General features: G+C 30.0%; 27 protein-coding genes. 6 read left to right on the top strand and 21 right to left on the bottom strand.

All coding sequences use genetic code 11. The annotated features are described in order from the left end of the window. Positions 1–99 precede the first annotated feature (99 nt). Positions 100–1,308 carry a BaiN/RdsA family NAD(P)/FAD-dependent oxidoreductase gene (locus ACXIHB_RS13145; RefSeq protein ID WP_462098425.1) on the top strand — a complete coding sequence of 403 codons (1,209 nt, stop codon included), beginning with the start codon at positions 100–102 and terminating at the stop codon, positions 1,306–1,308. Between the two features lie 64 nt (positions 1,309–1,372). Here ACXIHB_RS13145 and ACXIHB_RS13140 read toward each other — a convergent pair whose 3' ends face one another. Then, entirely contained in the window at positions 1,373–1,675 is a 303-nt protein-coding gene (locus ACXIHB_RS13140; RefSeq protein ID WP_125066776.1) for a hypothetical protein, read from the bottom strand. A gap of 23 nt (positions 1,676–1,698) precedes the next feature. Then, a complete protein-coding gene (locus ACXIHB_RS13135) occupies positions 1,699–1,929 on the bottom strand; it encodes a hypothetical protein (RefSeq protein WP_125066775.1) in 231 nt (76 codons plus the stop codon). A 78-nt stretch (positions 1,930–2,007) separates the two neighbouring features. On the opposite strand from ACXIHB_RS13135, the gene ACXIHB_RS13130 reads away from it, so the two are divergent. From ACXIHB_RS13130 to ACXIHB_RS13110, 5 genes are read left to right on the top strand one after another with little or no spacing between them, the layout of a single operon-like run. Next, positions 2,008–3,093, top strand: a complete 1,086-nt coding sequence (locus ACXIHB_RS13130; protein ID WP_462098424.1) for a diphosphomevalonate decarboxylase — start codon at positions 2,008–2,010, stop codon at positions 3,091–3,093. Between the two features lie 13 nt (positions 3,094–3,106). After that, positions 3,107–3,601 (top strand): toxin-antitoxin system YwqK family antitoxin, encoded by a 495-nt coding sequence (locus tag ACXIHB_RS13125; protein WP_053056775.1) that lies wholly within the window; start codon positions 3,107–3,109, stop codon positions 3,599–3,601. Between the two features lie 51 nt (positions 3,602–3,652). Next, on the top strand, positions 3,653–4,579 hold the full coding sequence (locus ACXIHB_RS13120; RefSeq protein WP_047790551.1) for a mevalonate kinase family protein: 927 nt from the start codon (positions 3,653–3,655) through the stop codon (positions 4,577–4,579). A gap of 9 nt (positions 4,580–4,588) precedes the next feature. Beyond that, positions 4,589–5,506: a geranylgeranylglycerol-phosphate geranylgeranyltransferase gene (locus tag ACXIHB_RS13115; RefSeq protein ID WP_462098423.1), complete on the top strand. Its 918-nt coding sequence runs from the start codon at positions 4,589–4,591 to the stop codon at positions 5,504–5,506. Positions 5,507–5,551: 45 nt separating this feature from the next. Next, positions 5,552–6,388, top strand: a complete 837-nt coding sequence (locus tag ACXIHB_RS13110) for a pseudouridine synthase (protein WP_462098422.1) — start codon at positions 5,552–5,554, stop codon at positions 6,386–6,388. A gap of 36 nt (positions 6,389–6,424) precedes the next feature. Here ACXIHB_RS13110 and ACXIHB_RS13105 read toward each other — a convergent pair whose 3' ends face one another. From ACXIHB_RS13105 to tssD (ACXIHB_RS13015), 19 genes are all read right to left on the bottom strand, one after another. Continuing rightward, the gene (locus tag ACXIHB_RS13105) at positions 6,425–6,790 is read right to left on the bottom strand and encodes a heavy-metal-associated domain-containing protein (RefSeq protein ID WP_125066765.1); all 366 of its coding nucleotides are present in this window, start codon (positions 6,788–6,790) and stop codon (positions 6,425–6,427) included. 26 nt (positions 6,791–6,816) lie between these two features. Beyond that, entirely contained in the window at positions 6,817–9,054 is a 2,238-nt protein-coding gene (locus ACXIHB_RS13100) for a TonB-dependent receptor (protein WP_462098421.1), read from the bottom strand. A gap of 59 nt (positions 9,055–9,113) precedes the next feature. Continuing rightward, positions 9,114–9,524, bottom strand: coding sequence for an HYC_CC_PP family protein (locus ACXIHB_RS13095; protein ID WP_462098420.1), 411 nt, complete (start codon positions 9,522–9,524; stop codon positions 9,114–9,116). 180 nt (positions 9,525–9,704) lie between these two features. Next, positions 9,705–9,959, bottom strand: coding sequence for a hypothetical protein (locus ACXIHB_RS13090; protein WP_462098419.1), 255 nt, complete (start codon positions 9,957–9,959; stop codon positions 9,705–9,707). Positions 9,960–10,134: 175 nt separating this feature from the next. After that, positions 10,135–10,887, bottom strand: coding sequence for a hypothetical protein (locus tag ACXIHB_RS13085; RefSeq protein WP_462098418.1), 753 nt, complete (start codon positions 10,885–10,887; stop codon positions 10,135–10,137). Further along, positions 10,888–11,508: a DUF7738 domain-containing protein gene (locus ACXIHB_RS13080; protein ID WP_462098417.1), complete on the bottom strand. Its 621-nt coding sequence runs from the start codon at positions 11,506–11,508 to the stop codon at positions 10,888–10,890. It abuts the gene before it with no gap. A gap of 70 nt (positions 11,509–11,578) precedes the next feature. Continuing rightward, positions 11,579–14,824, bottom strand: coding sequence for an HET-C-related protein (locus ACXIHB_RS13075; protein ID WP_462098416.1), 3,246 nt, complete (start codon positions 14,822–14,824; stop codon positions 11,579–11,581). 109 nt (positions 14,825–14,933) lie between these two features. After that, positions 14,934–16,778 carry a type VI secretion system Vgr family protein gene (locus ACXIHB_RS13070; protein ID WP_462098415.1) on the bottom strand — a complete coding sequence of 615 codons (1,845 nt, stop codon included), beginning with the start codon at positions 16,776–16,778 and terminating at the stop codon, positions 14,934–14,936. Between the two features lie 131 nt (positions 16,779–16,909). After that, the gene (gene tssD, locus ACXIHB_RS13065; protein ID WP_073184365.1) at positions 16,910–17,308 is read right to left on the bottom strand and encodes a type VI secretion system tube protein TssD; all 399 of its coding nucleotides are present in this window, start codon (positions 17,306–17,308) and stop codon (positions 16,910–16,912) included. Between the two features lie 305 nt (positions 17,309–17,613). Continuing rightward, positions 17,614–18,108: a hypothetical protein gene (locus ACXIHB_RS13060; RefSeq protein WP_462098414.1), complete on the bottom strand. Its 495-nt coding sequence runs from the start codon at positions 18,106–18,108 to the stop codon at positions 17,614–17,616. Positions 18,109–18,477: 369 nt separating this feature from the next. Then, positions 18,478–19,101 carry a hypothetical protein gene (locus tag ACXIHB_RS13055; protein WP_462098413.1) on the bottom strand — a complete coding sequence of 208 codons (624 nt, stop codon included), beginning with the start codon at positions 19,099–19,101 and terminating at the stop codon, positions 18,478–18,480. 2 nt (positions 19,102–19,103) lie between these two features. Next, a complete protein-coding gene (locus tag ACXIHB_RS13050; protein ID WP_462098412.1) occupies positions 19,104–19,676 on the bottom strand; it encodes a hypothetical protein in 573 nt (190 codons plus the stop codon). An 8-nt stretch (positions 19,677–19,684) separates the two neighbouring features. Further along, a complete protein-coding gene (locus tag ACXIHB_RS13045) occupies positions 19,685–19,957 on the bottom strand; it encodes a hypothetical protein (RefSeq protein WP_462098411.1) in 273 nt (90 codons plus the stop codon). Further along, positions 19,905–21,269: a LysM peptidoglycan-binding domain-containing protein gene (locus ACXIHB_RS13040; RefSeq protein ID WP_462098410.1), complete on the bottom strand. Its 1,365-nt coding sequence runs from the start codon at positions 21,267–21,269 to the stop codon at positions 19,905–19,907. The genes ACXIHB_RS13045 and ACXIHB_RS13040 overlap by 53 nt, the downstream gene beginning before the upstream one ends. Before the next feature lie 6 nt (positions 21,270–21,275). Further along, the gene (locus ACXIHB_RS13035; RefSeq protein WP_462098409.1) at positions 21,276–21,467 is read right to left on the bottom strand and encodes a hypothetical protein; all 192 of its coding nucleotides are present in this window, start codon (positions 21,465–21,467) and stop codon (positions 21,276–21,278) included. 199 nt (positions 21,468–21,666) lie between these two features. Then, on the bottom strand, positions 21,667–22,467 hold the full coding sequence (locus ACXIHB_RS13030; RefSeq protein ID WP_462098408.1) for a hypothetical protein: 801 nt from the start codon (positions 22,465–22,467) through the stop codon (positions 21,667–21,669). Beyond that, positions 22,467–23,255, bottom strand: a complete 789-nt coding sequence (locus tag ACXIHB_RS13025) for a hypothetical protein (protein ID WP_462098407.1) — start codon at positions 23,253–23,255, stop codon at positions 22,467–22,469. Before ACXIHB_RS13025 ends, ACXIHB_RS13030 begins: the two co-directional genes overlap by 1 nt. Further along, entirely contained in the window at positions 23,248–24,630 is a 1,383-nt protein-coding gene (locus tag ACXIHB_RS13020; RefSeq protein WP_462098406.1) for a hypothetical protein, read from the bottom strand. Before ACXIHB_RS13020 ends, ACXIHB_RS13025 begins: the two co-directional genes overlap by 8 nt. 6 nt (positions 24,631–24,636) lie before the next feature. Continuing rightward, complete coding sequence (gene tssD / locus ACXIHB_RS13015; RefSeq protein WP_462098405.1) at positions 24,637–25,362, bottom strand: type VI secretion system tube protein TssD; 726 nt, start codon at positions 25,360–25,362, stop codon at positions 24,637–24,639. Positions 25,363–25,391 lie beyond the last annotated feature (29 nt).

The raw sequence follows: 25,391 nt of genomic DNA, 5'->3' as shown, positions 1-25,391 counted from the left end.
TGAATTTATTGAAGAATGAAATAAATTTGTATCGAGATAATTTAAAAAAGTTCTCGATACAATTTTCTACCGAAAATTACTCGAACTGACATAAAAAAGATGAAAAAAGTTATTATTATTGGTGGTGGAGCTGCAGGTTATTTTACTGCGATTAATGCAAAAGAAATTAATCCTGAATTGGACATTACTATTCTTGAGAAAGGAAAAGAGGTTTTACAAAAAGTAAAAATTTCTGGTGGAGGTCGTTGCAATGTTACACATGCTTGTTTTGAACCTAAAGAACTAACAAAATTCTACCCTAGAGGCGAAAAAGAATTATTGGGTCCTTTTCATAAATTCATGACGGGTGATACTTTTGAATGGTTTGAAAATCGCGGAGTTCCTTTAAAAATAGAAGAAGACAATCGAGTATTTCCAGAAGCAAATACATCACAAGCGATTATAGATTGTTTTCAAAACGCTGTTGATAACCTTGGAATTAGCGTGTTAAAAAACCATGGTGTAAACTCCATTTATCAACAAAATGAGAAATGGATTATCAACACAAAAAATCAAGATTTTGAAGCTGATTTCGTAGTGGTTGCCGCAGGAAGTAGTAAAAAAGTATGGGATTTATGTAAAACGTTAAATCATACAATTATTGAACCTGTTCCTTCCTTATTTACTTTCAATATAAAAGACAAGCGAATTATTGATTTAGGCGGAATATCAGTTCCAAATGCAGAAGTTACACTTGTTGGAACAAATTTAGAAAATTCTGGTCCATTACTAATTACCCATTGGGGCTTGAGTGGTCCTGCTATTTTAAAATTATCCGCTTTTGGTGCTCGTATTTTAGCTGATAAAAACTATCAATATAACGTATTGGTAAATTGGTTAGGACAAGATACCCATTCAGTTTTTTCAACATTACAAGAGTTAAAAAAATCACAAACTAAAAAACAAGTTAGTTTAAAATCTCCTTTTAGTGATATTCCTCGCCGATTGTGGGAACGTTTGATAATGGCTTCAGAAATAAAAAACAACCAAAACTGGGCTGATTTGAGCAATAAGCAACTTCAAAACTTAGCAGATCAGTTAACCAAAGGATTATTCAATGCAAATGGACGTACTACTTTTAAAGAGGAGTTTGTTACTGCTGGTGGTATCGATTTAAAAGAAATTAACTTTAAACGTTTTGAAAGTAAAAAACACAAAAACTTGTTTTTTGTAGGTGAAGTATTAAATATTGATGCCGTTACTGGTGGCTTCAACTTTCAAAATGCTTGGACAGGTGGTTTTATTTGTGCTAATGCAATTGCTGAATAAATAAAATATCATTTCGAACGAAAATAATTAAGGTTTCTCACTCCGTTCGAAATGACATGCTTTTTTAATCTTCGTCTTCTCCTTCTTCTTCGTAGCAATTAAAAATAATAGAGTATCCATACTCTACAGCTTCTTCATACAATTCTTTTTGCTCATTATCTTCTACATCATCCACAGAATCTAACGTAAAATATTCGTCTTCTATTTCTACTACTTTCCAGTCTTCATTTTTGATATAAAACTTTGCTAATCGCATAGCTCCTTCAATATCTTTATAATCAATATACAAGCTTACATAGGCTCCGATAACTTCATCGTAATGTTCAGAAGATTTTTTTGGTTTTGCTAAGGCATTAATTAAAAACATAGATCTATTTTTTTTGTGTTATATTATGCTAATTCTCCTCTATGAGGTTTCAATGCATCTCTAAAGGTTTTCATGTATTCCTCATCAACCACCATAAAAGCAATAGTATGCATTTCGTTTAAAGATACAAAATTTACTTCATGATATGGCAAACTATCAATCTGCGCAAACTCTTTTAAATGAATACAGTGATGTTTTGCCGTTTCCAATCCATCAGGACCTTTAAAGTCCCAAATCAGTTTAATTTTTCTCATACAACAAAAATACCTAATTAAAAATTCATTAGCACAAGTGTAAGCGAAATTCTATCTTTACAGCAAAATTATTATACGTTGAATACATCAGATTTCTTATTTCTTTCTCAAGATAAAAAAGTAGATAACTTAACAGTTACATGGCAGACACCTAGTAATATTGCTTTGGTAAAATACTGGGGAAAAAGCGAACCTCAAATTCCTAAAAATGCCTCAATAAGCTTTACCTTGAATAATTGCCATACAACTACAAAAATTGAATTCACAAAGACATTACCAAAAAACCAAGTAGAATTTGAATTGTACTTTGAAGGAAAAAAGAAAGATGATTTTAAACCTAAAATAGCCAAATTCTTTGAAAGAATACAAAAATACTGTACCTATATTTTAGAGTATAACATGGTTATTTCTTCTGAAAATTCATTTCCACACAGTAGTGGTATTGCTTCTTCTGCAAGTGGAATGAGTGCTATTGCTATGTGTTTAATGAATTTGGAAAAAGAATTAAATCCAAATTTAACTGATGAATATATTAATAAAAAAGCTTCTTTTTTAGCTCGTTTAGGATCAGGAAGTGCTAGTAGAAGTATTGAAGGACCATTAGTCGTTTGGGGAAATCATCCTGAGATTAAAGGAAGTTCAGATTTATTCGGTACAAAATTCCCTTATAAAGTTCATCCTATTTTTGAAGACTACCAAGATACTATTTTATTAGTTGATAAAGGTGAAAAGCAAGTTTCAAGTACTGTTGGTCACAATTTAATGCATAATCATCCGTATGCTGAAAATCGTTTTAATCAGGCCAATGAAAACTTAGAAAAACTTTCAAAAATCCTTCAAAATGGAGATATTAAAGCATTTATTGACCTTGTTGAAAGCGAAGCTTTAACATTACATGCAATGATGTTAACAAGTAGTCCATATTTCATTTTAATGAAACCGAACACGTTAGAAATCATCAATAAAATATGGGAATACAGACAAGAAAATTATAGCAATGTTTGCTTTACCTTAGATGCAGGGGCAAATGTACACGTATTATACCCTAATTCAGAAAAGACTGATATTGAAGTATTTATTAAGAATAATTTAGCTGCATACTGCCAAAAAAATCATTATATTTGTGATAGTGTGGGTTTTGGCGCGAGACCTATTTTAACCTAAATTCCCTACTATTATGAAAACTTCAACATTAATAATTGCCCTTTTTATTGGTTTTATAACCAATTCAGTCAATGCACAAGATACTATTTGGTTTGATAAAAACTGGCAAGAAACAACTAAAGGAGAGCATGAGTTTTATAGACCTGCTCCCAAAAGAATGAATGACGGCTTTTGGATTGTAGATTACTACAAAAATGGTCAAGTACAAATGGAGGGTTTTAGTACTGTGAAAACTCCTAACCAAGAAGAATTTGATGGTTTGGTACTATATTACCATACCAATGGCAAACCTTTTCATAGAGCCAATTACAAAAACGGAAAACTTCACGGAATTCGAAAGGTATACTATGAATCTGGTGAGTTAAAAGAGGAAGGAAAGTATGAAGAAGGTGAAAGAGAAGGTATATGGAAAACTTTTTATAAGAATGGTAAAATAGAAACAAAAGGTAAATACCGCGATAACGAAAAAGTGGGCGTTTGGAAAACTTTTTACAAAAACGTGTACTAGTTTGTAAACTAGTAGTTTTACTTGTATGTTTGCACCGTAATTAAAACACCTATGAAAGGACCCTTATTTTACGCAAAAATATTACTCTTTGGAGAGTATGGAATTATCAAAGACTCTAAAGGATTAGCAATACCTTTTAGTTCTTATAAAGGAGCGTTAAAATCTGCAAAAAACTTAACTGGAGAAGCTGAGAAGTCAAATCAAAGCTTAGCGAAGTTTTATAGTTATTTGACTAACTTAAATTCTGAATTAGTATCTTTTGATTTAGATTCTTTGAAAAGTGATATTGATAACGGAATGTATTTCGATTCTTCAATACCTCAAGGGTACGGAGTTGGAAGTTCTGGCGCTTTAGTAGCTTCTATTTACGATAAGTACGCTAATGATAAAATTACAATTTTAGAAAACCTAACGAGAGACAAGCTTTTAACTTTAAAACAAATTTTTTCATTGATGGAGTCTTTTTTCCATGGAAAAAGCTCTGGGTTAGATCCTTTAAACTCTTATTTAAGTTTACCTATCTTAATCAATTCAAAAGAACATATTGAACCAGCAGGAATCCCTTCTCAAAAAGAAGGAAAAGGAGCTGTTTTCTTATTAGATTCTGAGCAAATTGGGGAGACTGAACCAATGGTAAACATCTTTATGAACAAGATGAAAAACGAAGGTTTCAGAAAAATGATTAGCGAAGAGTTCGCAACACATACAGATGCTTGTATTGAAGACTTTTTACAAGGAAACGTAAAATCGTTATTTGGTAACGTGAAAAAACTATCAAAAGTAGTATTAGCTAACTTTAAACCTATGATTCCTACTGCTTTTCATAAAGTATGGGAAAAAGGTATACAAACCAACGATTACTATTTAAAGCTTTGTGGTTCTGGTGGTGGAGGTTACATCTTAGGATTTACTGAAGATTACGAAAAAGCAAAAAACAGTTTAAAAGATTATAAATTAGAATTAGTGTATCGCTTTTAAAATGCTACTATGAGTACATTTAAAAACAATACATTTTTCTTAAAAATATTTAGCCTTTTATCTGTCATAAGAGGTTATAACATTCTAGTATTAATAGCAGCCCAATATTTGGCTGCTATTTTTATTTTCTCTGATGCAAAATCAGTTAAACCTGTAGTTTTTGATTGGCATTTACTTTATTTAGTTATTGCTACCGTTTGTGTAGTTGCTTCCGGATATATCATCAATAATTTTTACGATAAAAAAGCTGATATTATTAACAGACCTATAAAAACAGGCTTAGATTCTTATGTAAAGCAAGAAACAAAACTAACGTTATATTTTACACTAAATTTTATTGGTTTTTTCTTCGGATGGTTAGTTTCATGGCGAGCAGCATTCTTTTTCTCTGTATATATATTTGGCATTTGGTTTTACTCTCATAAACTAAAAAAACATCCACTAATAGGATTAATAACAGCCACAGTATTAACCATACTTCCTTTTTTTGTAATTTTTGTACACTACAAAAATTTTTCAAAAGTAATTTTCATACACGCAATCTTTCTTTTTCTAGTCATCATGATTCGAGAACTTATGAAGGATTTAGAAAATATTAAAGGAGCTATAGCTAATAACTACAACACTTTCCCTGTTAAATATGGAGAACGAAATACTAAAAAGCTAATTATTTTATTAATGGTATTAACTTTAGTACCTATTGGAGTTTTATTTAACTACCCTGCTATAGAATACATGAAATATTATTTTTATTTAGCTGCCATTACCTTAATATTTGTTGGTTTTTACTCATGGGAATCAACAAAAAACAATCAATATAGATTAGCTCACAACATTTTAAAGGTCTTGTTATTAATAGGAGTCTTTAGCTTGTTATTTATCGATAAATCTTTAATTGTAGATAAAGTAGTTGAGGTTTTAGATTAAAAACCAAATAATTACCGTAAATTTGCAAACTTTTAAAATTTAATTATGAATTCAAAAAACTCGTCGAGAGGACGACAAGCTGGACGTAACAGCAATCCTCAAAGAAAAAATCAATTCAAAAAAGATTTCAGAAAACCAAAAAGCAATAAACCTACTCAGAAAAAAACTGAGGATACAGGAATTCGCTTGAACAAATTTATCTCTAATTCAGGAATTTGTTCTCGTAGAGAAGCAGATACGTATATTGAACACGGAAGTGTTTCTGTAAACGGGAAATTAGTTACGGAAATGGGTTACAAAGTGCAGCCTACTGATGAAGTTCGTTTTGATGGAACTTTAATCTCAATGGAGCAGAAACGTTATGTTTTATTAAACAAACCTAAAAATTACATTACTACTATGGAAGATGACCGTGGTCGTAAAACTGTAATGGAATTGGTAGGAAACGCCACTAGAGAACGAATTTATCCTGTTGGAAGATTAGATAGAAACACTACTGGTTTATTACTATTTACTAACGACGGTGAGTTGGCAAAAAAATTAACGCACCCTAAGCATAACGTTCGTAAATTATACCATGCTTCTTTAGATAAAAAATTAACCATTGCTGATTTAGAAAAATTACGTGGTGATGTAATTATTGAAGGAAGAAAAGTATTTATTGATGCCGTTTCTTACGTAGAGGGTGAAAAGAAAACTGAGGTAGGTATTGAAATTCACTCTGGTAGAAACCGTATTGTTCGTAAAATATTTGAACATTATGGATATCATGTAAAAAAATTAGATCGTGTTATTTTTGCTGGTTTAACTAAAAAGAATTTACCTCGTGGTAGATGGCGTGAATTGACACAACAAGAAATTAACACTTTACAAATGTTATAACATAAAAATCCCGAGTATTAACTCGGGATTTTTTTATTACTTCTTTGGTTTTTTATGATCTTTTTGCACTTCCTCATCACGATACTTACAGCACTCATGTAAATTATCATAAGCTTCTTTTGTTGCTTTAAACTCTTTTGTGTCATGACCTACACCAGCAATAGTTTTTTTAACTGTTTCTGTACTTGTTTTGCGTTCATCAATAATTAAACTTAACTCGTGAGTATTCACATCCCATTTTGCAAATTTCACTCCTTTAGTTTTTAACGCTGCTTTTTCTATACGCTGCTTACACATCATACAAACACCGTCTACTTCAAAAGATACTTTTGCATTCTTTTTCTGAGCAAATGTTGATGTGCTTAATAATAAAACAACTGCTAATAAAAATATATTTTTCATGTGTTCTTGATTTTTAATTTATTGAATTAATCTATTTTAAATCGTAACCCTGCATAGAAATTACTTCCAAAAACTGGTGCATATACAATAGTAGTATCAAAATTTGCACCAAATGGATTATCACTTCCTTGTATAGGATTTTTTTGTTTATAATTTGTAATATTTTCAGCTCCAGCATACATTTCAAACTTTTTTGAAAACACTTTTGTTATTTGCGTATTTAATAAGTTATAGCTATCTGAATATGTTGGCAACTGGTTATTGCTATTAGGGAGTCGTTGCTCTCCTATCCAGTTATAGGTTACATCAAACTTCCAACTGGCATCGCTTTCTTCTCTTTTAGTTTCGTAAGATACATTGGCAAAGAAGCGATGTTTAGCTTGTAATGCTTTTGCTAAGTTTCCTGATTTATAATCTGTAGAAACATCATAAAACTTATAAGAGAATCGAGTATTAAAATAAGGGATTATATTTTGATTCATTTCTATCTGGAAACTATTTGCGATACTCTTTCCTTCTAAATTATAAAAAGAAATTTCTTGTGGATTTTCCCAATCGACTACTACCTGATTTGAAAAATTTGTTTGATAAAAATCGAATGTTACATCTCCTTTTCTACCAAATAGTTTATATCCTTGTAAAAACGATACTCCGTAATTCCAAGCCTCTTCTGGGTCTAAGCCATAAATATTTCCACCTGAACTTTCAATAGTAATTGCTCGTGATGAAGCAAAAAATTGTTGATTCTCTGCAAAAATATTTGTACTTCGTTTTCCTCTTCCTACAGAAGCTCTTAATACTCCTCTTTCCCAAGGAACATAACGCATGTGCAATCTTGGTGTTACAAAAGTCCCTAACAAGTTATGATGGTCTAATCGAACGCCTGCTGTAACACTAAGATTATCTGCATTGTCATAAGCATATTCAAAAAAAGCTCCTACAGAATTTTCTTTTCTATTAAAATTAGGAGACAGCAGCTCACTAACAAACTCTTCGTAGTTATCATACGTAAGGCTAGCACCTGTTTTAAACTTATTACGAGTATCTCCAATAATAGAGCTAAAGACAAAACTGCTATAAAAGCTTTGATGCTGAATGTTGTAATCTCTCAATCCAAAATACGAATCTTGTTTATGGTTACTATACGCCGCTTGAAAGCCCATATTTTGAAATGGCATATCTGGAAACACATAGCCTACTTTTACAGAAGTGTCAAAACGTTTGGTTTTAATTTCACTTCCCCAAACAGTATTTGAACCTTTATCTACTTCTGGATCAAAACCAACTTCTCCTACTTGTTTTGAATCGTCTAAATACCTAAAATTGATAAAACTTACCCAACCTTTTTCGGCATCAGTATATTGCCAACGGTTCATCACATTAATTTGTTCTGCTAATGGATTGTCTAAAAAGTTATCCTTGTTTTTATCAAATTTTTCTCCTCTATAGTTTCCATGTACATACAACCCTGTTTGCCACTTTTCGCTCACTTTTTGATTGAAATGGGTATTGAACTCTAACCTACCTCCCAAAGCTCCATAAGCATTCAGGTAAAACTTATGATTGGTAGATGGTTTTACTAGCTCTGTATTTATTTGACCTGAAATACTTTCGAAACCATTTACAACACTTCCTACTCCTTTTGTTATTTGAATACTTTCAACCCAGGTTCCAGGTGTAAATGTTAATCCGAATGCTTGTGCTGCTCCTCTAATTGACGGAATATTTTCTTGGGTAATTAACAAATATGGACTTGTTAATCCTAACATTTGAATTTGTTTTGTACCTGTTAACGCATCAGAAAAATTAACATCTATTGACGGATTGGTTTCAAAACTTTCTGACAGATTACAACAAGCGGCTTTTAACAACTCATCACTATTAATAGTTACCAAGTTTTGTGTTTGTAAATACGAACGTTGAGTTGAACTTTTTTTTGCAGAAACTGCAACCTCATTTAACGTATTACTTTCTGTTAAATAGTGATTGATTGGTTTTGTACCGTTAACAGTTATTGTATCTGCCTTATAACCAACAAAACTTATTATTAACTTTTTATACGCCTTTTTATACGGAATACTAAACGTTCCTGTTTCATTGGTGGTCGTTCCTGTATTTGTGTTTAACCAATATACATTGGCTCCGAAAATCCCTGAATTCTTTTTTGGGTTATTTTTATCTTTAATAGTTCCTGTTAGTACTTCTTGAGCAAATAACATGGATGGTATCAGTAAGCATATACTGATTAAAAATTTATTTTTCATTTTTTATCTATCACACTGTATTTTATAATTCTTATTTACTTATAAATAGAGTTATAAAATCATATGATAAAAACTTCGTGAAGTACCTGTATATCAGAAAACAGTTTGGGTGGTATATACAACCTGTGTGGAACAAACTGTTTTTCTAAATTTAGAAATAATTGTTTGTTATAAATATATGAAGTAACTGCTGTGACAATCTTTGCAAAGATTACTTTTTCAACAGGTGATTTTTGAATTTGAGTTTGCCCTTTTATAAGCTCTACATCGTCTTTACAACACGATGGCTCTTTTATTTTACTCTCACAGCTATCCTCTTCTACATCATCACAGCTAGCTACACTTCCTACATAAGAAACAGCTACTAAAAAATCACCACAAAAATGTTTTTCTACATTAAAAGAGAATGTAGATAGCAACACTGTTAGTGCTAAGGTTATAGCTGTTATTTTAGAAAAATGTTTCTTCATGCCTTGCAAAGGTACAAATTTTTAAAACTTTACATTTCATAACCTTAGGCTTTTACTCTTTTAAAAATTATTTGTAAAACAATAACTCATAACATAGCTTACTTAATTTTATCTCTTTACCATCCACCTATACGTTTACGTTCTGCTTGTTGTTCTTTAGTAGCCTCTGGCGTTGATATTTTACTTGGGTACAAAGGCTATATTTAATATATTATTACCGTACTTCAGTAATGTATAACATTCTAAAAGTATTATTATTTTCAGGGTTAAGTTTGTCTTTATAAGTAAAATCCCTTCACCTTTACGTAACCATAAACCATCGGCTTTTAAACGATAGCCAATTTTTTTACCATTACAGTTATAATCTAACTCATACCCATAATTAGAAACTCCAAAATCATTTAGTGAAAATTCTGAATCAGCTATAAAGTCCATTACTCGCATGTTTTTATCTATATACTCCTAGTAAAAATTAGTTTGTATTACAATTGGTAATATTTAGAAAATGTTTATACTCTTAATCTTTATTATTGCTGGATATCTCTCCATTTTTAAGATGGTTTTATTTTAAATTAAGGCACTTACTTTTAAATATTCAGTTAACATACACTTAGAACTCCAAAGAAATTATATATGGCAATTTTTGTTTTTTGGGTGAATTATGAATTGTATCAGATATTATTATTTGTTTTCTGTCTTCTGAAAGTTTGTAACTATTACCATGAACCTCTTTAATCTTTTTAGGGAAAACCATATAAGTTGTATTATATAAAGAAAAATTCAAATCAGCTTTTTTTGATTTGACAAAAAACACTTTGTTTCTTTTTTTCATCAAATACCGATTATTATTAGTTAATATTTTTTTCATTAAATCTGCATTTTTTAATGTATCTAGACGTCCTAACAATTCATTTTTATTTTCAGAAAAAGCTTCAATAATAGGTATATTCCAAGCAATATTCAATTTTGCAAAAGCAATTTTGAAATCTCTTAATTCTTTTGGATCTTTAAAACTAAAATTATAATTGATACAAAACTCTTCTCCCCATTTGCCTTGTACATATTCAGTATTTGTATTCATGCTTAGTAAAAGATTTCTCTCTTTTTCAGATATGTATTTATGAGTTTTCATTATACTATCAATAATAAACAAACCCTTATCAGAAAGAGTTTGTTTATTACTTCCGTATTCAACTCTATAATTTATAGAATCTTTAATATATTTAAAAAAATCTATGGAATTAAGTTTGATTGTATACTTGCCTTTTGAACATTCTATGTTATCACAATAATAATAGTTCGTCGTTTTGACACAACTAATAAGTGCAAATAGTATCAAAACAATTAAAAATTTAGTTTTCATTTATTCATCAAATTCAGTAATATACAGCATCTCAAAAACATTTTTATTTTCTGGATTAGGTTTGTCTTTATACGTAAGATGACCAACCCCTTTACGTAACCACAAGCCATCTGCTTCCAAACGATAGCCTATTTTTTTGCCATTGCAATTGTAGTCTAACTCATACCCATAATTAGAAATCCCAAAATCATTTAATTCAAAATAAGAGTTAGCTATAAAATCCATAACACGCATATTTTTATCTATGGGCATACCTTCTAATAAAAAATAGTCATTTTTATAATTTAATTCGTGTTTCAAACTTTCTTTATATTCTTCACTAACTTCAGTATTCATATATATATATATATATGTGATTTTTTTTAATATATCTTCATTAGTCTCATACTTATCTTTATTAGTTGAAAAGACAGCCCCTATATCTTTCCATATATAAACCCCTCTGTGAAAAGAATATTTTTGACCTAGAAGCTTGATTACTTCTTTTATAGTCATACCTAATCTAAAAGGTTTGTCGTTATAAGTCATCTCACAACCATTAAACGCTAAACGGTGTTCTTGTTTATGGTAGGATTCCAGCATTTTGGCAACCTCAGGTGTGTTTTTTGCTTTCGATTTCATTTTCTTTGTTTGTGCTGAACAAGATAGTAGTATCATTAAACTTAATAAAATTGTATAATTCAGTTTCATATTAATGAATTGGATTTGGTAATTTAAGTATTCTTCCTACAAAAATAGTATTCGCATTTTCAATCTCTGGATTTAACCTTTTTAATACAGGTACAGTAGTATTTGCTCTATTTGCAATATCTTCTAGTGTATCTTCACCTTGAACCATATATGTATACGTTTGTTTTAAACAACTTGTAGGTTTAGCATACTTTTTATCCCACTTTTCTTGCAAAACTTTTACTCTTGCTGTTTGTGTTCTACTCTTATTAATAGCTGACTTGATTCCTTTCTTTAATGCTGTTGCGTCTTTTTCGGCTTCGGTTTTACTCTCAAATAAAGCAGCTATTTTTTCTATGATATCGCTGTTGATTAATATGCTGTTAATTCTATGCAAGGACTCATCAATATGCTCTATGGCATGAAATGTTCTATCAATAAGCACACTAGGCGAACTGGCTTCACATACTTTTTCACGATTACCCGATTCTTGCAACCATTTTTGTATAATAGGGTCTTGCCAAGTAGATTCTACAGGATGCCTCATAATTTTATCCAACACTTTATACACTTCATCAACACTTCCTTTACCTTCCCATACTCTCATCATTTTTTTACCTATTTCTTTTACTGCTTCTACAGCCATTAAAGCAGACAACTCATGTACAGGACTAGTTACATCATCTTTTGCAAGTTGCGAATGTGAAGGGTCAATACCTATTTTAAATGTACCTGCTTCCATCATATCTAAATCTTTATCTAATAACACCTGCGCATCGTTCAAAGTCATGGCAATGGATTTTAAGATAAAGTACTGTGAAAAACTAAACAATACTTTTATACGCTCTGTAATCCAATGAAAAGCTTCTTGAATAAAATCTGGCGTCCAATTTTTAAAACGATTAATATTACTTCTTATTTTGAGTAAGTTCTCAAAATGTTCGGCATAAGTAGTATCGTTAGTACCCGATGAATTTGTGGCCTGTGAGGCATCAATATCCTTTAAGGTTTCCCATATAAAAATATCACTAAAATTTAATGTATCAGGATCAGACTCTGACCAAGGTTCAATTTCTATAGAAAAAAAGTGTTCGTTTAAAATTGGCAATACACTAGCTGCGGTATCTACTAAACCAAAGGTACCTGTTACAATAGGCAAATAAGACGCTAGTTTATTAATACTCTCATAACTGGGCTGTATTCTTTCTAAATTATCTAGTATTACATACTTTTTATTAAAACCCTTACCTTCATAAATTTTCTCATAACTATACGTAAAATTAGTAGGATTCACCACACGGTCTACCCAAGGAAACACCAACTCTTCTGTATTTTTAATTAACGCTACTTCAGTATAATTTGTATGAGCAAAATAATCTTCAAGAGTGTGCAACGCCGCTCCAAAATTCACCAAGCACTTATTATCCTTTAAACCTCCTACTTTTGCTGCCTTTTTAAGTTGCTGTTTTATATAATCGTATGAAGAAAGATAAGATTCACCTTCTACTGTGAATTTTTGATGACTACGGATGTAGTTTTTCATTCCGTAGCTTTTATTGATACTATGTAATGGACTATTATCTGGCACATACCCTACAAACTTGTCGTATAAATTTTTATCGTATCTATTTCCTCCCGTTTCAGATTGCCCAAGTTTTTTAGGGTTATCTATATGTTCTTCTGGACGATATACCCCAAGTGTTTCTTCATTTATTTCTAAATACTGTTCACGTAGTGTTTTTAAATGCCCACTATAGTCTTTTAAATGATCGTTCTTTTTATCACCTTTGTGTACAAATTCTTTAGCTGCCGCCAACTCTACAATGGTAGTTAGCATTTTTACTGAGAGCATTACAGGATAAAACTCTAATGTTTTATAAGTCGGTTTGACACCTTTCCACGAAAATTCGGCATCAACAGGTAGTTTTATTTTTGATTTATGGTTTTGGGGTAAGGTTGTACCAGGATTGTTAGTGGTTGATTCTCCAAGAGATTCTTTACCTGCTGTCTCCATAGCATTAGAAAGCGGACGTACAATCATAGGATCTACTGCTTGACTAAAATCACGTAGCCAGTTACCTAAATAAATAGTATCTAATACTTTTTTACGTAGCTCCCTGTTAGGATATCTTTTTTTCAAAATATCAGTTAACCCAGCCTCTTCAATATTTCCATGTCCATATTGTCCGTGAGCTTCGATAATGCCTGCCTTATAAAACTCTAAATTATCTGTGGTATCTTCTTGTTTTTGACGTTCCTGGCTTACATGTTCTTTTAGTATTTGATGTTCTTCTGTAAAATCCCATATAAGTTGTACTTTTCTACCGTCAATAGTAGCATCCGCTACATATTGATTATGGTTTTCAATAGGGTTGAAATAAAACAATTTATAAGTATATTTAGCACCTTCATCTCTAAACGGTGCGTCTTTCTTTTCTGTTTGCGCATAATGATTACGCAACAAATAATCTAAATAATGCCCATATTCCTCTGTAAGCATTACCATAAGTTCACCACGTAAATCGTTATCGTTTTCAGCATCTCTTATTACTTGTTCTGTAACCCAAATTTCTTGTACCTCTTGGGTGCTGTAAAAAGCTGCCTTACCTCCTCCCGCTGTAAGCTGTTTTTTCACTTTAATTGTAGGACTTAATATTCCTGCTTTACTTTGTGCATCTTCATACAATTCTTTAAAAGCTAGTGCAGGTATATCGATTCCAAAAGTTTGAATAAACATTCCCATAAACATTACCAAGCTATCTTTTTTTGCCATAAAGTGCAGTTGGTCTATTGGAAAATTAGTCGTTAAAGTTACCTCTGTACTATCTTCTTCCTCTACAGTTTTTGGGGCTTCTTCTTTTAATTTTTGTTGATTCGTAATTGCCTCTTTAGTATTACCTAAAACCCTATTTACAAAAGTAATTTTAGGAAAAGGAATCTTTTCTACAGGCATAGTTACCGTAGGCTGAGGACTGTTCGTTGTTAAGATAGCACCGGGTTCTCCTTGCGTTATCATCCCTCCATGAGCTGTCATACAATTAATAGTTGCAATAGGAATACCATTAATAGTAGCCCCTGCATTACCTTGCGCTATGACATCTGGTGGTCCTACACAGGTACAAACGTCTCCCATTAAGGCTATCGATTTTCCATTAAGTGTTGCTCCTGGTGCGCCCGATGATGATATGGGTCCTCCTACATGCGGAGTGGTTCCAGAACACATTGGGCATACATGCATACTGCCTAAAGTTGCTATAGGTCCTTGCATAATTTATTATTCATTAGTTAAAAAAATACTCAATTATCCTGTTGGTTTTATTCTATTTATAGTCACTCAGTAAGATAAAAAAAAGAGTGTTAACCATAAACCTTTTGTATTACACCAACTTTAGCTTGGTAGCAGCACCATTAACTTCAGTCATTGTTCCAGTTACTTTCGTTTGCTGTCCTTTTAACTCAGTTGTTGTCTTTCCTTCTACAGTAGTATTTTGCCCTTTGATATTGGTATTACTGCTTGCCTCAATAATTACATTTGAATTACTTGTAATATTTGTATCTTTGTCTGCTTGGGTATTAATCACTCCTTTTGACAATATTGAAGTGTCTTTTTCTGATGCTGTTTTTATTTCTCCTTTTGCTTTTAGTTCGATATTTTCTTCAGCAATTATTTTTACATTTTTTGCAGAAAACTCCATAGTTTCAGCAGACTGAACAAACAATGATTTTTCTTTAGTATCAAAGGTTATGATACTTCCGTCTTTGTCTTTTATGGTTATTTTCTCTTTATCTTTTGTGTCATCTAACTCAATAGTGTGTCCACCTCGCGTAATAATACTCTTTCTTACATTTTCTTCATCTCCTCCCGCTCCATTTTTACCTGTAAACATACTTCCCATTACAAAGGGACGGTTAGGATCGTTATGCTCAAAACCTACCATTACTTGGTCTCCTACTTCTGGTATGAAAACAAAACCTCTATTAGTTTTAGTAAGGTCACTGCTCCCTGCATCTGGGGTCATTACACGAATAAAATCTGTTTTTGCTCCAATAGCTTCTTGCCAGTAAAACTGAACTTGTACACGTCCTTTACTTTCTGGGTCTTTATTACTTACTACCTTCGCTACTTGATTATTAGCTACAGCTGGTGCTATATTTTCGTTTAATGGTAAGCTTTTTGTGTTTGCTGGAATTGCCTCAAAAGTATTAGAATATGCTCCTCCTACATCTGCAAAGTGGCTTATTTGTGTTATAATATATTCTCCATACTGTTTTACAGTATATTTTCCTTCGTCATACTTTGCTGCACTTACTTTAATTACGCTCCCTAAACTTAGTCCTTTTGCTCCTCCACTTGCTTTAAGCACATTACCTCCTGCACTTAACCCTTGTAATCGTTTTTGTAAATACTCATCTAATGATGATTTATCTTGTAAAAACACATCACTTACACCAAAGTCTTTTACTTCTTTATAAACTTGTTCTGATGCTTTAAGTGCTGTATTTGCTAAATCGTTTAATCCTTCGTTAGTTACTTTTAAATCTCCTTCAAAAAACTGATCATTTAATGGATCGTAACTATAAGTTGCTAAAGTAGGATTATACGTTTTCGTTTTTATTTGTAGCTCTTTTAAGTCTTTACTATATTCTAGCTCTATTGGTTTTTGACCTTGTGATTCTGGCTTTCCAAAAATAACGTCTACTCCATCAAAATAAAACCATTCATTATACTGATATGCTAATCTTTGTAGGTACTTATAATCGCTCTCTGCGTATTGGCATTGGTAAGGAATTACTGAAGTGTATGCTGGATTAATCTTGTTTTTTATAGCGGTAGTATCCATGATCTCTGAAATAATACTTGCCAAATCTTTTTCTAGCCAAGATTTCTGTTGTTTTCCATTTTCTAGTAAAACTGTTTGAGATAATCCTTTAAGTATTAATTCACCGTGTAAACCTATTTCATTATGGCGCATTGACACATCTAACACAACACCTATAAATGCTTTACCAGAAACGTTAGTTGTTAATTGTTTTCCTAACCATTCTTTTGATTTTTCCAAGGTGTAACTTCCTGCTTCTTCTACAGTTTCTATGTCTACCACGACTTCAAAAGTATGGTGCTGGTATAAGAATTGGTTTATTGTAATTGTTTTATAGCTCTTTACAAAATTACCATCTATAGTAATTTGTTTATCTAATGCTTCTTCTTTTATCTTATGCATGGGGGTATTTTTTCTTTGTTAGAATAATTTTCAATGCTATTTTTTAAACAAAAAAAGACCTTCCTTTGTAATAAAGAGAAGGTCTTTAATAAATAAATTATATAAAACTAAATGTTATTTAGTCCTTCTCATTAAGCTACTGGCCAACGGTTATCTAAGTTAGCGTTACCAATTAATAATTCTTCAGCTGAGAAAGTAACTGTTAATTTCATTGGAATTTCGTTGTTTACATCTAATTCTTCTTTGAAGTAAACGATGTAAGCGTTTTTAAATTCTACTTCTTTCATTTTTGAATCTTCATCTGTTTTCTTGAAAACAATTTTTCCATCTACAGACTTAAACTGGCTATTCACCATTGCCTCGATAACAGAAGTATCTGATGTTGATTCAATAGTTAAAGTAACTCTTCCTCCGTTTACACTTGAAGATGGCTTACCTTTTGTGTCTGTGTTTCTGTTTAAGCTGTACTCAGCTTCTAATACGTCGAATTCTTTTCCTGCGAATTCGAAACTTGCTCTAAATGATCCCATAGTTTCTTTTTTTTGGGTTTAATAATTAATTTTAAAATACTTTTTAGAGCTTTCTCAATAAAAAAAGAGAAAGCTTTAAACAATATAAAACCTTCTCTTTTTTTTATTTTTGGCGCCATTCTAAAAGAAGAAAGAAGATAACAAATATTGCCTTATGTGGCGTAAATGTATATTATAGTTTTATTACTGCCAAATTTTTATGTAAATAAATTGTTACTTTTCTTAAAGTATTTTCTCAAGATAACTTAACAATCTTAACTAAACAAAGACTACTACTGATTAAATTGATTTTACGCTCTTTAAAGTTATTGGGCTTTTGAAAAGTGTTTTATTTTAAACCCCATATTTTCATATAAAGTAATGAGTTCATCTTTATCATTATAATCTTTAATATCTTTTACTTTCCAACTAACTTTTTCTTTTGTGGCTTTATCAATCAAGTTAAATAAATGTATCATTGCAACTTCTTCGAAGCCCTTGTTTTTTCCATTTCTATCTTGTAAAAAAACTTCTTTACTTCTCATTTTGTCCCACATCTTCACCCATAACCCAGATTCTTTAACTGAAGATGTGTTCATAGTATCAATATCAAAAACTTCTATTTCATTTTCTTTAGAGTTTATTGCTACTAACACAGCTACTCCTTTATTAGTTGTCTCTATTACACATTTTGCTCCTTCACCTACTCGTTCATCTAATAAATACTTAACTTTTTTTAAACGGTTTCTTTCTAATTCTATTCCTTGTTCTCTCTTCTTTAACTCTTTTAATTTTTTTCTAAATATCAGTTTAAAAATCATATATATAAATTTAATTGAAAAACTGCTATTAACTCGTTTATAGGTTGTAAGAAGAAAGAATTGTATTATATAAATTGGTAGCTACCATACTATAATTTTGTAGTAGCCTTTTTCTTCTTCAAAATATAAGGTTAATCTTTTTTAGCAGTTTCACAAAAGTAGTAAGTTTTTTATATTGACTGACAGTAATTACTAATAATATATAGAATCAAAGATGTTAAGGTTTAGTTGCTAATTACAATGGTTCTTAGCAAAAACTAATCTTGCAGTATTGTTACCTCAGATTTTTTTTAGTGCCTAGAGGTTGAAAATTTATATCTAACTCAAAATTATAAATCGGAACTTCTTATCTTTTAGTTATAAATAATCTTATTTTTTTATTTTCTTAAAATAACCTTGGGTATCTATTTTGTACTCATTTATATATGTTACTCTTTCAATTTCTTTTTCTTCTTCTATATCGTAACAAGATTGTTCATCAATAGTTGTTATTGTATAATCTTTATCAATTTCAAAACTTCTATCCCATCCACATTCATAATTCTTTCCTCCTACGACAATCAGTTTATCAACAGTTTTGTTATTACTGCTTATAGTTTGTAGCTCAAAATATGGCAAATAATAATCTTGTTCTTTATTTGTATAAATAAATAAAAGTACTTTATACTTATTTTTATCTGGAAACCTCTTATAAAAATATCCTTTTCCTTTATAAGGATAGCTATCTTCCTCTTTAGCGTATAACTCCTCTTTTAATTTAAACACAGTTTTATCAGAAAACAAAAAATTCAACTCAGATTTCTCTTCTATTTCTTTTTTCTGTTTTAGGCTATCTATAAGAGCAAATAAAAAATCATTATTATAATCATATGAATACTTATAAGGTAACTTTTTTATAGAAATTGTATCTAAACTTTTATTCCCTTCTACCTTACATTGAATTAAAACAATAGAAAAAACAAATAAAACAATTAATGTTTGTTTAAAGTACATTGTTAATTTTTCAGTATCTTATTTATTTCTCTCTTGATTACATCAATTTCTTCTTGCTTGACCAACAACTCGTCTTTAGACAAATGTCTATCTTTTATAAAAATAATTTTATTTTCTTTTAAAAAAATAGTGTCTTTAACTAAAGTTACCTCAGACTCATCTTCGATATTATAATTAGTAATAGTATTAATTATTAAAAAAGCATTATCCAGAGTATCTAGATAAAAAGAATATGAATTCGACTCTCTTATATCTTTATTATCAGAATTAATTGTATACTCAATATTTTTATCTCCTGTTTCCATTTCTTCTAAAACTTCGACAAAAATAGTTTGATGTCCTTTCTCTAAATCCCTTCCTTCATTAGGCTCAAGGTTTTCAGACATCCTTATTCTCTCTGCTTTTTTTATACATTCTTCTGAAACTTTCTTTCTATCTATATTTATTATAGAGTCATTTTCAATAATGACATTTATATTATCAGGTGATTTTAAGTTTGTTCCTCCTCCTAATTTACAATTAATAAAAAAATGTAGTATTACTATAAAAAGCGTTATAAACTTATATTTTGACATAGTTTTCATTATTTAAAATTTGCTTTAAACTGTCTTGAATGTAAATGGTGATGATGTCCCGCTAAATGGTCACATTTTTTTAGACTCTGTTTTTCTTTTTGATCTTCTTTTAATTTAAATTTGAAACTATAAAACTTAGGCCATCCAAACTTCACAAAAGCATCAATCAATTTTTCTTGTCTTGTTATATCTAATTTATTGGCTCCTTCAACACTATCGATATGAAGACTAGCTCCTTGTTTTATCCTTACGCAAATACCTAAAATCTCCATGCTTTCCATTCACATGTGTTTTACTTGGAAAGCCATGATTATCTTTGCTTGTAAAACCAATCATTGTAATATCTTTATAACCGACCCCAGCTATTGCTCCTAACACACAAGCAAAAGCATTTGGATGAATATAGGGTCTGGTACTATTAGACATTAACTTAAATTGAATTGGTATACTTTGACCTGTATAATTTTTACTATCTATTTTGATTAATGGTGTTTTATTACCTGTTTTTACATATTTTCGAATTTTTCCTTTTTCACCACCTTTTGTCCCTTTAACAACTATCTTATCAGCATAGGTATATTTTTTTCGACCGTTACTTATAACTTCTTCTTTAGTATAACCTTTTGGTACAGATTTTAAGGTTTTCCCATATCCATATTCTTCAACTTGAATCACATCGTAAACATCTTTTAAACTATGTTTTTTTCCCTCCTTATCATGATAAACATATTTTACTTTTTTTACTTCTTTGTAATCTACCTTGTCAAGGTACCCCGTATGATAAACCCCTATTTCTACCACATTTTCACTCTTCAACTCAAACCAATTTTTTTCTCCATAATACCATTGGTTTGGTGTTAAGTCAAATACCTCATCATAAAAAACTTCTTTCCAAGAAGCTCCTACTGGTTCTGCATCAACGACCATAAACAACTTTGTTTTTTTGTCAGTTGTTTTATTTAAAGCTTCTCTGTATTTTTTCTGATCTTTCTCTTCTTTAGGTGATAGTGTAACTGCATCTATTGCAAAGTTTCTAAAATCTTCAGCATTTGATATGTTCTTTTTATTTTGCTCTGTAAATCTGCTTACATACGTTTCTACAACACTAGTTTTTTTACCATCCTGTTGTAAAACTATAGAACTATCTTTTGCTACCAAACAATCTTTTTCGGCTTGTTTTAAACTTAACTTTATACGTTTATTAGCCATATTTTCAGTTTCAACCACCATATACACCTCATCTCCTAAATTAGCATTAGCTAGTTTTGTAAACTCTATTTTTGGCAGAGTTAAAGGAATATCAATACAATCTCCTTTTGTATATGAGTCTTTTTTAAGTACCTGTACTATGTGAGCAACTGTTGTTTGCTGTTGCTTTTTTTGTAAACCTCCCTTAATGTTTTTATAAATAATTGTTGCTATCTTTTCCTTACGAGCTTTTGTACTTGTATTATTGCTCCCTTTAAAAGTATAACTTTCAGTTTCTCCTGTTTTCTCAGTACCTTTAATCTCTTTTTTTGCCAAATAAGCTTTTTTTACTCGTTGGGTTTTAATTTTCAGAGTATTACTTGGTTTTACAGTTAATGTTGCCATAGCTAATTAATTTTGTATTGTTTCTCTTTCTCCTTCTTGTTGAACAACTACACGTAACTTCAATTTATGTTCACTACTAGTTACCTTAAATTCTTTTATAATATCGTTTTCTATAACCTTATCGTTGTATACAAAATCTTTGGTATGGTTACTTAAATCAATATCTATTGTTTGTCCTATAGCATTTTCTGTTTTCAATACTAAGTACACTTCTTCTCCTGTATGTGGTTCTGCTTGTTTATTACCTTCAAGGTCGGTATAGTAACAAGTAAAGCGCGGTGTTGTATCTTCTTTAGCTTTGTATGGTGCAGCTTCTTTTATTGGTATAAAACTTTCTTGCCAGTGTTTTATATAGCGTGGGTACTCTGATTTATACTAATTAGAGCTGTTATTAAAATTATTTTAACCTAACAATCTTTTTAAAGCTTTCTGTTAAGTATGGAGTAAGCTCGTTTATGGGTATTATCACATTTAAATTTGTGTCATGTTTTGCACCCCAATCTTTTTTTATTAAAAAGACAACATAAACAGTATTTTCATTGTTCTTGGTAACATAAAAATTTGTCATATTTTTTATTGCCCCTTTTCTTTCTAAGCTTTTTAACGCTTCATCTTCTTCTACATCTATCATCATTTCTTTTTTAATTTTTTGACTTAAAAAACTTAAAAATAAGTTATTATCCTTTAAAAAAACATCTTTAAAACTTAATATTTTCATTTGCTTTAAATCAATATTTATATAAGATATAGAAAAATTATAACCAGCAGAAGGTATTGATGTACATGTTGTTTTTACACCTAATAATGAGTCTTCTATAAAACTTTTTTTCCAATTAATTTCTATTTCATCAGAAAAAAAATCTAATTCATTTTCACAATTCTTTTTTATTTTTTTTCGGAATAGTTTTAACTTATCTTTTATCGATATGAACTTTGTATCATCCTCTATAAAGTATAGAATACCATCCGCATCTAATTCATTTAGTATTTCATTATTAATTTTCTGTTCCTTTAACTTATTTTTATCAATTAAATAAGGTAGATTATACTTTAAAGAGAAATTAAAAGATTTATCACACTTAATAGAATCTTTTAATGTAAGTACTTCTAATTCTTTAGCTAGGACAGTTTGGCTTTTACAAGATTGAAAAACAATTAAAAAAATTGTTAAAATATATGTTCTTCTTAAAATAAGCATTATTCAACACCTACTTTCATTTTAAAATCTTCCTTTAAAAAAGGTTTAAGTTCTTCAAAAGAAAAAAACACATTAAATACTGAACTAAAATTTAGGTTAGCCCAACTGCTATCGATCAAAATATCTAATCCTTTTCCATTTTCATTTGTTAAAAAAAAACGTTGTGGTAAATTAGTTAATAAGCTTTTCTTTACAATCAATTGTTTTTCGTTTTCAGTCATTTCTTCTTCAAAAAAATCATTTAACTCAGATTCTATTTTATTATTTAAATAGTTTAAAAGTTCTTTTGACTGACTCTTGAAAATATCTTTTGAAGTAATCTCTAAGCCTGAGTCCAAGAAAAAATTATAATAATATTCTTCAACTCTAAGTGAACCTGAATATATCTCAAAAAACAACTTTAAAGAAATTATATTTTTGCTAGCTTCACCTATTTCATAATAAGAAGCAACAAAAGGAGCTAAAGAGTATTCATTACATTTCTCTTCATTAGTTAAAATAAATAAGTTTAAGTTTTCTTGTAGACTCTTCTCTTTATTGAATGTATCAAACCAATCAATATTATCTTTAACATCTATTAAAATCCTATCATTTATCTTCTTAGAAGAGATTTTATCACCTAACTTAACATAGGGTAAATTATACTTTCTTTCTGTTTTATTATTACAAACAATAGAGTCTTTAATATTTAAAATTAAATCATCTTTGATGATTTTTTTTTGACTTTTACAAGAAATAAAGCTTAAAAAAAATATGTTTATAATTAATATTTTAATTGTCTTATTCATTTTTTAAGGGAGTTAATTTTAAATCTGATTCTATAAAAAGTTTAATACCTTTTGGCTTTAAACTATTAACCGGTTTTACCTCTTTTAATTTCTTTAATAATTTTTCAGCTTCTACATCTTTTAAATCAACATATGCAGTAACCATTTTTTTTAAACTGTTATCATATTCTCTAGTTTTTACTTTTTCTTCTTGAGAAATATTTAAAAGTATATTTTCTATTAATTCTTGTTGCTCTTTTGTTCCTTTTTCATATATTTTTTCATAATGTTTATAAACTTTAAAGCCTTTTTCCGTTCTAGCTTTAAATGTATTATCCCTTCTATTTCTTATTCCATTATATCCTCCATTAATAATTCTTGTACTTCTTTTTATATCATCTTCTGCAGCCCAATCAGCTGCATACTTTTTTTGTATACTTACCCCTCCTTTTTGGTAAAACCACAAAGCAGATTGTACACCATAAATTACATTATTAGTATCAGCTAATAAATCAAAATTTCCTTTATAATTAGTTTTGTCTGTAATTTTAGTGAAATCTATATAACCTTTTGGGTCATCAGGAAAAGGATTGTTCTTCCTAAAATTAGAAAAAGAAATATAATTTCCTTTTCCTGTTAATTGTTTAATACCTTTACCACAAAACATAAAACCTTCTCTAGACAGTTCATTACCATTCCCCAATCCTCTTTTATCATTCGGGTATGTAGCGTAAAACCTTGAAAATAACGGTATGCGAAAAGCCTTATGCTTTTTTAAAATTATTTTAAACTTTAATTCTTCGACTTCATTTCCAGTTTTATCTTTAACTTTCTCCTTAACCTCTTTAATCGTTTTCTCCTTTGAATTTTTACCATATAACCTCCTTACATCAACAACTACATTCTCTTCATTTAAAATTGATTTAAGTTCAATATTAGTTTTTGTTTTTATTTTACCCGATTTATCAACTATCTTGAAAATTTCATTCAAATTATTTTTAAGAGATTCTAATATAATTGAATCAATAGTATAACTTTTACTAAAATATTTTTGAGGAAGACTAGCATAATTATAATTATGACTCTCTTGCATGTTTTTTTTCAAAAATTTCATCTCGGCTCCAACTTGAGCAATAAAATGAGCTTTTCTAAGGCAAGTATCTAATTTATAATCTTTTCTATACTTGTTAAGATAGACTAGTATTTTTTCGGTAATCTCCTTTTCTGCTTCAGGAACCACATGCTTAACTTGTTCAAAAGTTATTTCCTCTTTACAGTAAGGGCAAAGTTCTGTTTCCTTTACTGTTAAAGGTGTTTCTTTATGGTTTAATAATTCTCCTCTATAGTAAACTTTGGGAATATATTTTTTTGATTTAAGTCTTTTTTCTTCTTTCATAATTTATTATTTTAAGGTTACTTCCCCTTTTTCATTAACAATTCCTTTTAGTTCAACATTACTAGCTGAGTTATCATCTGAATCTTCTAAAATTATTTTCACCTCTTCCCCTTCGTCTATATTAATCACCTTTATATACAATACAGAATTACTATTTACTTCTGCTTCTTTGATAGACTCTCCTTCTTGATTTCTCCACTCTTTTCTTATAATTCTTGGTGTTGTATCTTCTTTAGCTTTATATGGTGTAGCTTCTTTTATTGGTATAAAACTTTCTTGCCAGTGTTTTATATAGCGTGTGGTACTTTTTTTACTCCAGCTAGAGTTGTTAAAAAATCGGTAGTCTTGCATTGCTGGAGATATGGTCAGAGTTACCTGCATACCTGACTGATTACAAAACCTTTCATGGTAATTGATGAGTGTACCATCTTGAAAGTTGTATTCAAAAATTTCTAATCCGTCATAATCATCTTGATAAAAAACAATTTTACCGTCTCTTAACTGATATAAGTCAAAAGGATATGGTATTTTTTTGTTTTCGGTTCTGTCGGCAATAATCCATTCTAAAAAACTATCATCATACATTTGCGATTCAAATGTAACCGAGATGGTTCCTCCCATTAAGGCAGAGGTAGGTTTTCCGTTCCAATCAATAAGTCGATTGTAATTTAAATTTGTATTGAAAAGTTCTCGTTCTTCTCCACATACAAATAGCTTTGCTTTAACATTCATTTTTAGGCAATTTTCGGGGTTCTTCCTAA

It is taken from the genome of Tenacibaculum sp. IMCC1, assembly GCF_054906355.1.
The sequence above is the reverse complement of the archived record's forward strand: the minus strand, read 5'-3'. Positions and strand labels throughout refer to the sequence as shown.

What these genes read in the sequence shown, in the direction of transcription:
- ACXIHB_RS13085 (WP_462098418.1), bottom strand. Translation starts at nt 10,887, where the DNA reads ATGAAAACTAAATTTTTAATTGTTTTGATACTATTTGCACTTATTAGT.
- ACXIHB_RS13060 (WP_462098414.1), bottom strand. Translation starts at nt 18,108, where the DNA reads ATGATTTTTAAACTGATATTTAGAAAAAAATTAAAAGAGTTAAAGAAG.
- ACXIHB_RS13040 (WP_462098410.1), bottom strand. Translation starts at nt 21,269, where the DNA reads ATGGCAACATTAACTGTAAAACCAAGTAATACTCTGAAAATTAAAACC.
- ACXIHB_RS13080 (WP_462098417.1), bottom strand. Translation starts at nt 11,508, where the DNA reads ATGAAATCGAAAGCAAAAAACACACCTGAGGTTGCCAAAATGCTGGAA.
- ACXIHB_RS13045 (WP_462098411.1), bottom strand. Translation starts at nt 19,957, where the DNA reads ATGGAAAGCATGGAGATTTTAGGTATTTGCGTAAGGATAAAACAAGGA.
- ACXIHB_RS13090 (WP_462098419.1), bottom strand. Translation starts at nt 9,959, where the DNA reads ATGGACTTTATAGCTGATTCAGAATTTTCACTAAATGATTTTGGAGTT.
- tssD (WP_462098405.1), bottom strand. Translation starts at nt 25,362, where the DNA reads ATGAATGTTAAAGCAAAGCTATTTGTATGTGGAGAAGAACGAGAACTT.
- ACXIHB_RS13140 (WP_125066776.1), bottom strand. Translation starts at nt 1,675, where the DNA reads ATGTTTTTAATTAATGCCTTAGCAAAACCAAAAAAATCTTCTGAACAT.
- ACXIHB_RS13135 (WP_125066775.1), bottom strand. Translation starts at nt 1,929, where the DNA reads ATGAGAAAAATTAAACTGATTTGGGACTTTAAAGGTCCTGATGGATTG.
- ACXIHB_RS13125 (WP_053056775.1), top strand. Translation starts at nt 3,107, where the DNA reads ATGAAAACTTCAACATTAATAATTGCCCTTTTTATTGGTTTTATAACC.
- ACXIHB_RS13030 (WP_462098408.1), bottom strand. Translation starts at nt 22,467, where the DNA reads ATGCTTATTTTAAGAAGAACATATATTTTAACAATTTTTTTAATTGTT.
- ACXIHB_RS13105 (WP_125066765.1), bottom strand. Translation starts at nt 6,790, where the DNA reads ATGAAAAATATATTTTTATTAGCAGTTGTTTTATTATTAAGCACATCA.
- ACXIHB_RS13070 (WP_462098415.1), bottom strand. Translation starts at nt 16,778, where the DNA reads ATGCATAAGATAAAAGAAGAAGCATTAGATAAACAAATTACTATAGAT.
- ACXIHB_RS13020 (WP_462098406.1), bottom strand. Translation starts at nt 24,630, where the DNA reads ATGAAAGAAGAAAAAAGACTTAAATCAAAAAAATATATTCCCAAAGTT.
- ACXIHB_RS13075 (WP_462098416.1), bottom strand. Translation starts at nt 14,824, where the DNA reads ATGCAAGGACCTATAGCAACTTTAGGCAGTATGCATGTATGCCCAATG.
- ACXIHB_RS13050 (WP_462098412.1), bottom strand. Translation starts at nt 19,676, where the DNA reads ATGTCAAAATATAAGTTTATAACGCTTTTTATAGTAATACTACATTTT.
- ACXIHB_RS13120 (WP_047790551.1), top strand. Translation starts at nt 3,653, where the DNA reads ATGAAAGGACCCTTATTTTACGCAAAAATATTACTCTTTGGAGAGTAT.
- ACXIHB_RS13025 (WP_462098407.1), bottom strand. Translation starts at nt 23,255, where the DNA reads ATGAATAAGACAATTAAAATATTAATTATAAACATATTTTTTTTAAGC.
- tssD (WP_073184365.1), bottom strand. Translation starts at nt 17,308, where the DNA reads ATGGGATCATTTAGAGCAAGTTTCGAATTCGCAGGAAAAGAATTCGAC.
- ACXIHB_RS13145 (WP_462098425.1), top strand. Translation starts at nt 100, where the DNA reads ATGAAAAAAGTTATTATTATTGGTGGTGGAGCTGCAGGTTATTTTACT.
- ACXIHB_RS13100 (WP_462098421.1), bottom strand. Translation starts at nt 9,054, where the DNA reads ATGAAAAATAAATTTTTAATCAGTATATGCTTACTGATACCATCCATG.
- ACXIHB_RS13055 (WP_462098413.1), bottom strand. Translation starts at nt 19,101, where the DNA reads ATGTACTTTAAACAAACATTAATTGTTTTATTTGTTTTTTCTATTGTT.
- ACXIHB_RS13110 (WP_462098422.1), top strand. Translation starts at nt 5,552, where the DNA reads ATGAATTCAAAAAACTCGTCGAGAGGACGACAAGCTGGACGTAACAGC.
- ACXIHB_RS13095 (WP_462098420.1), bottom strand. Translation starts at nt 9,524, where the DNA reads ATGAAGAAACATTTTTCTAAAATAACAGCTATAACCTTAGCACTAACA.
- ACXIHB_RS13115 (WP_462098423.1), top strand. Translation starts at nt 4,589, where the DNA reads ATGAGTACATTTAAAAACAATACATTTTTCTTAAAAATATTTAGCCTT.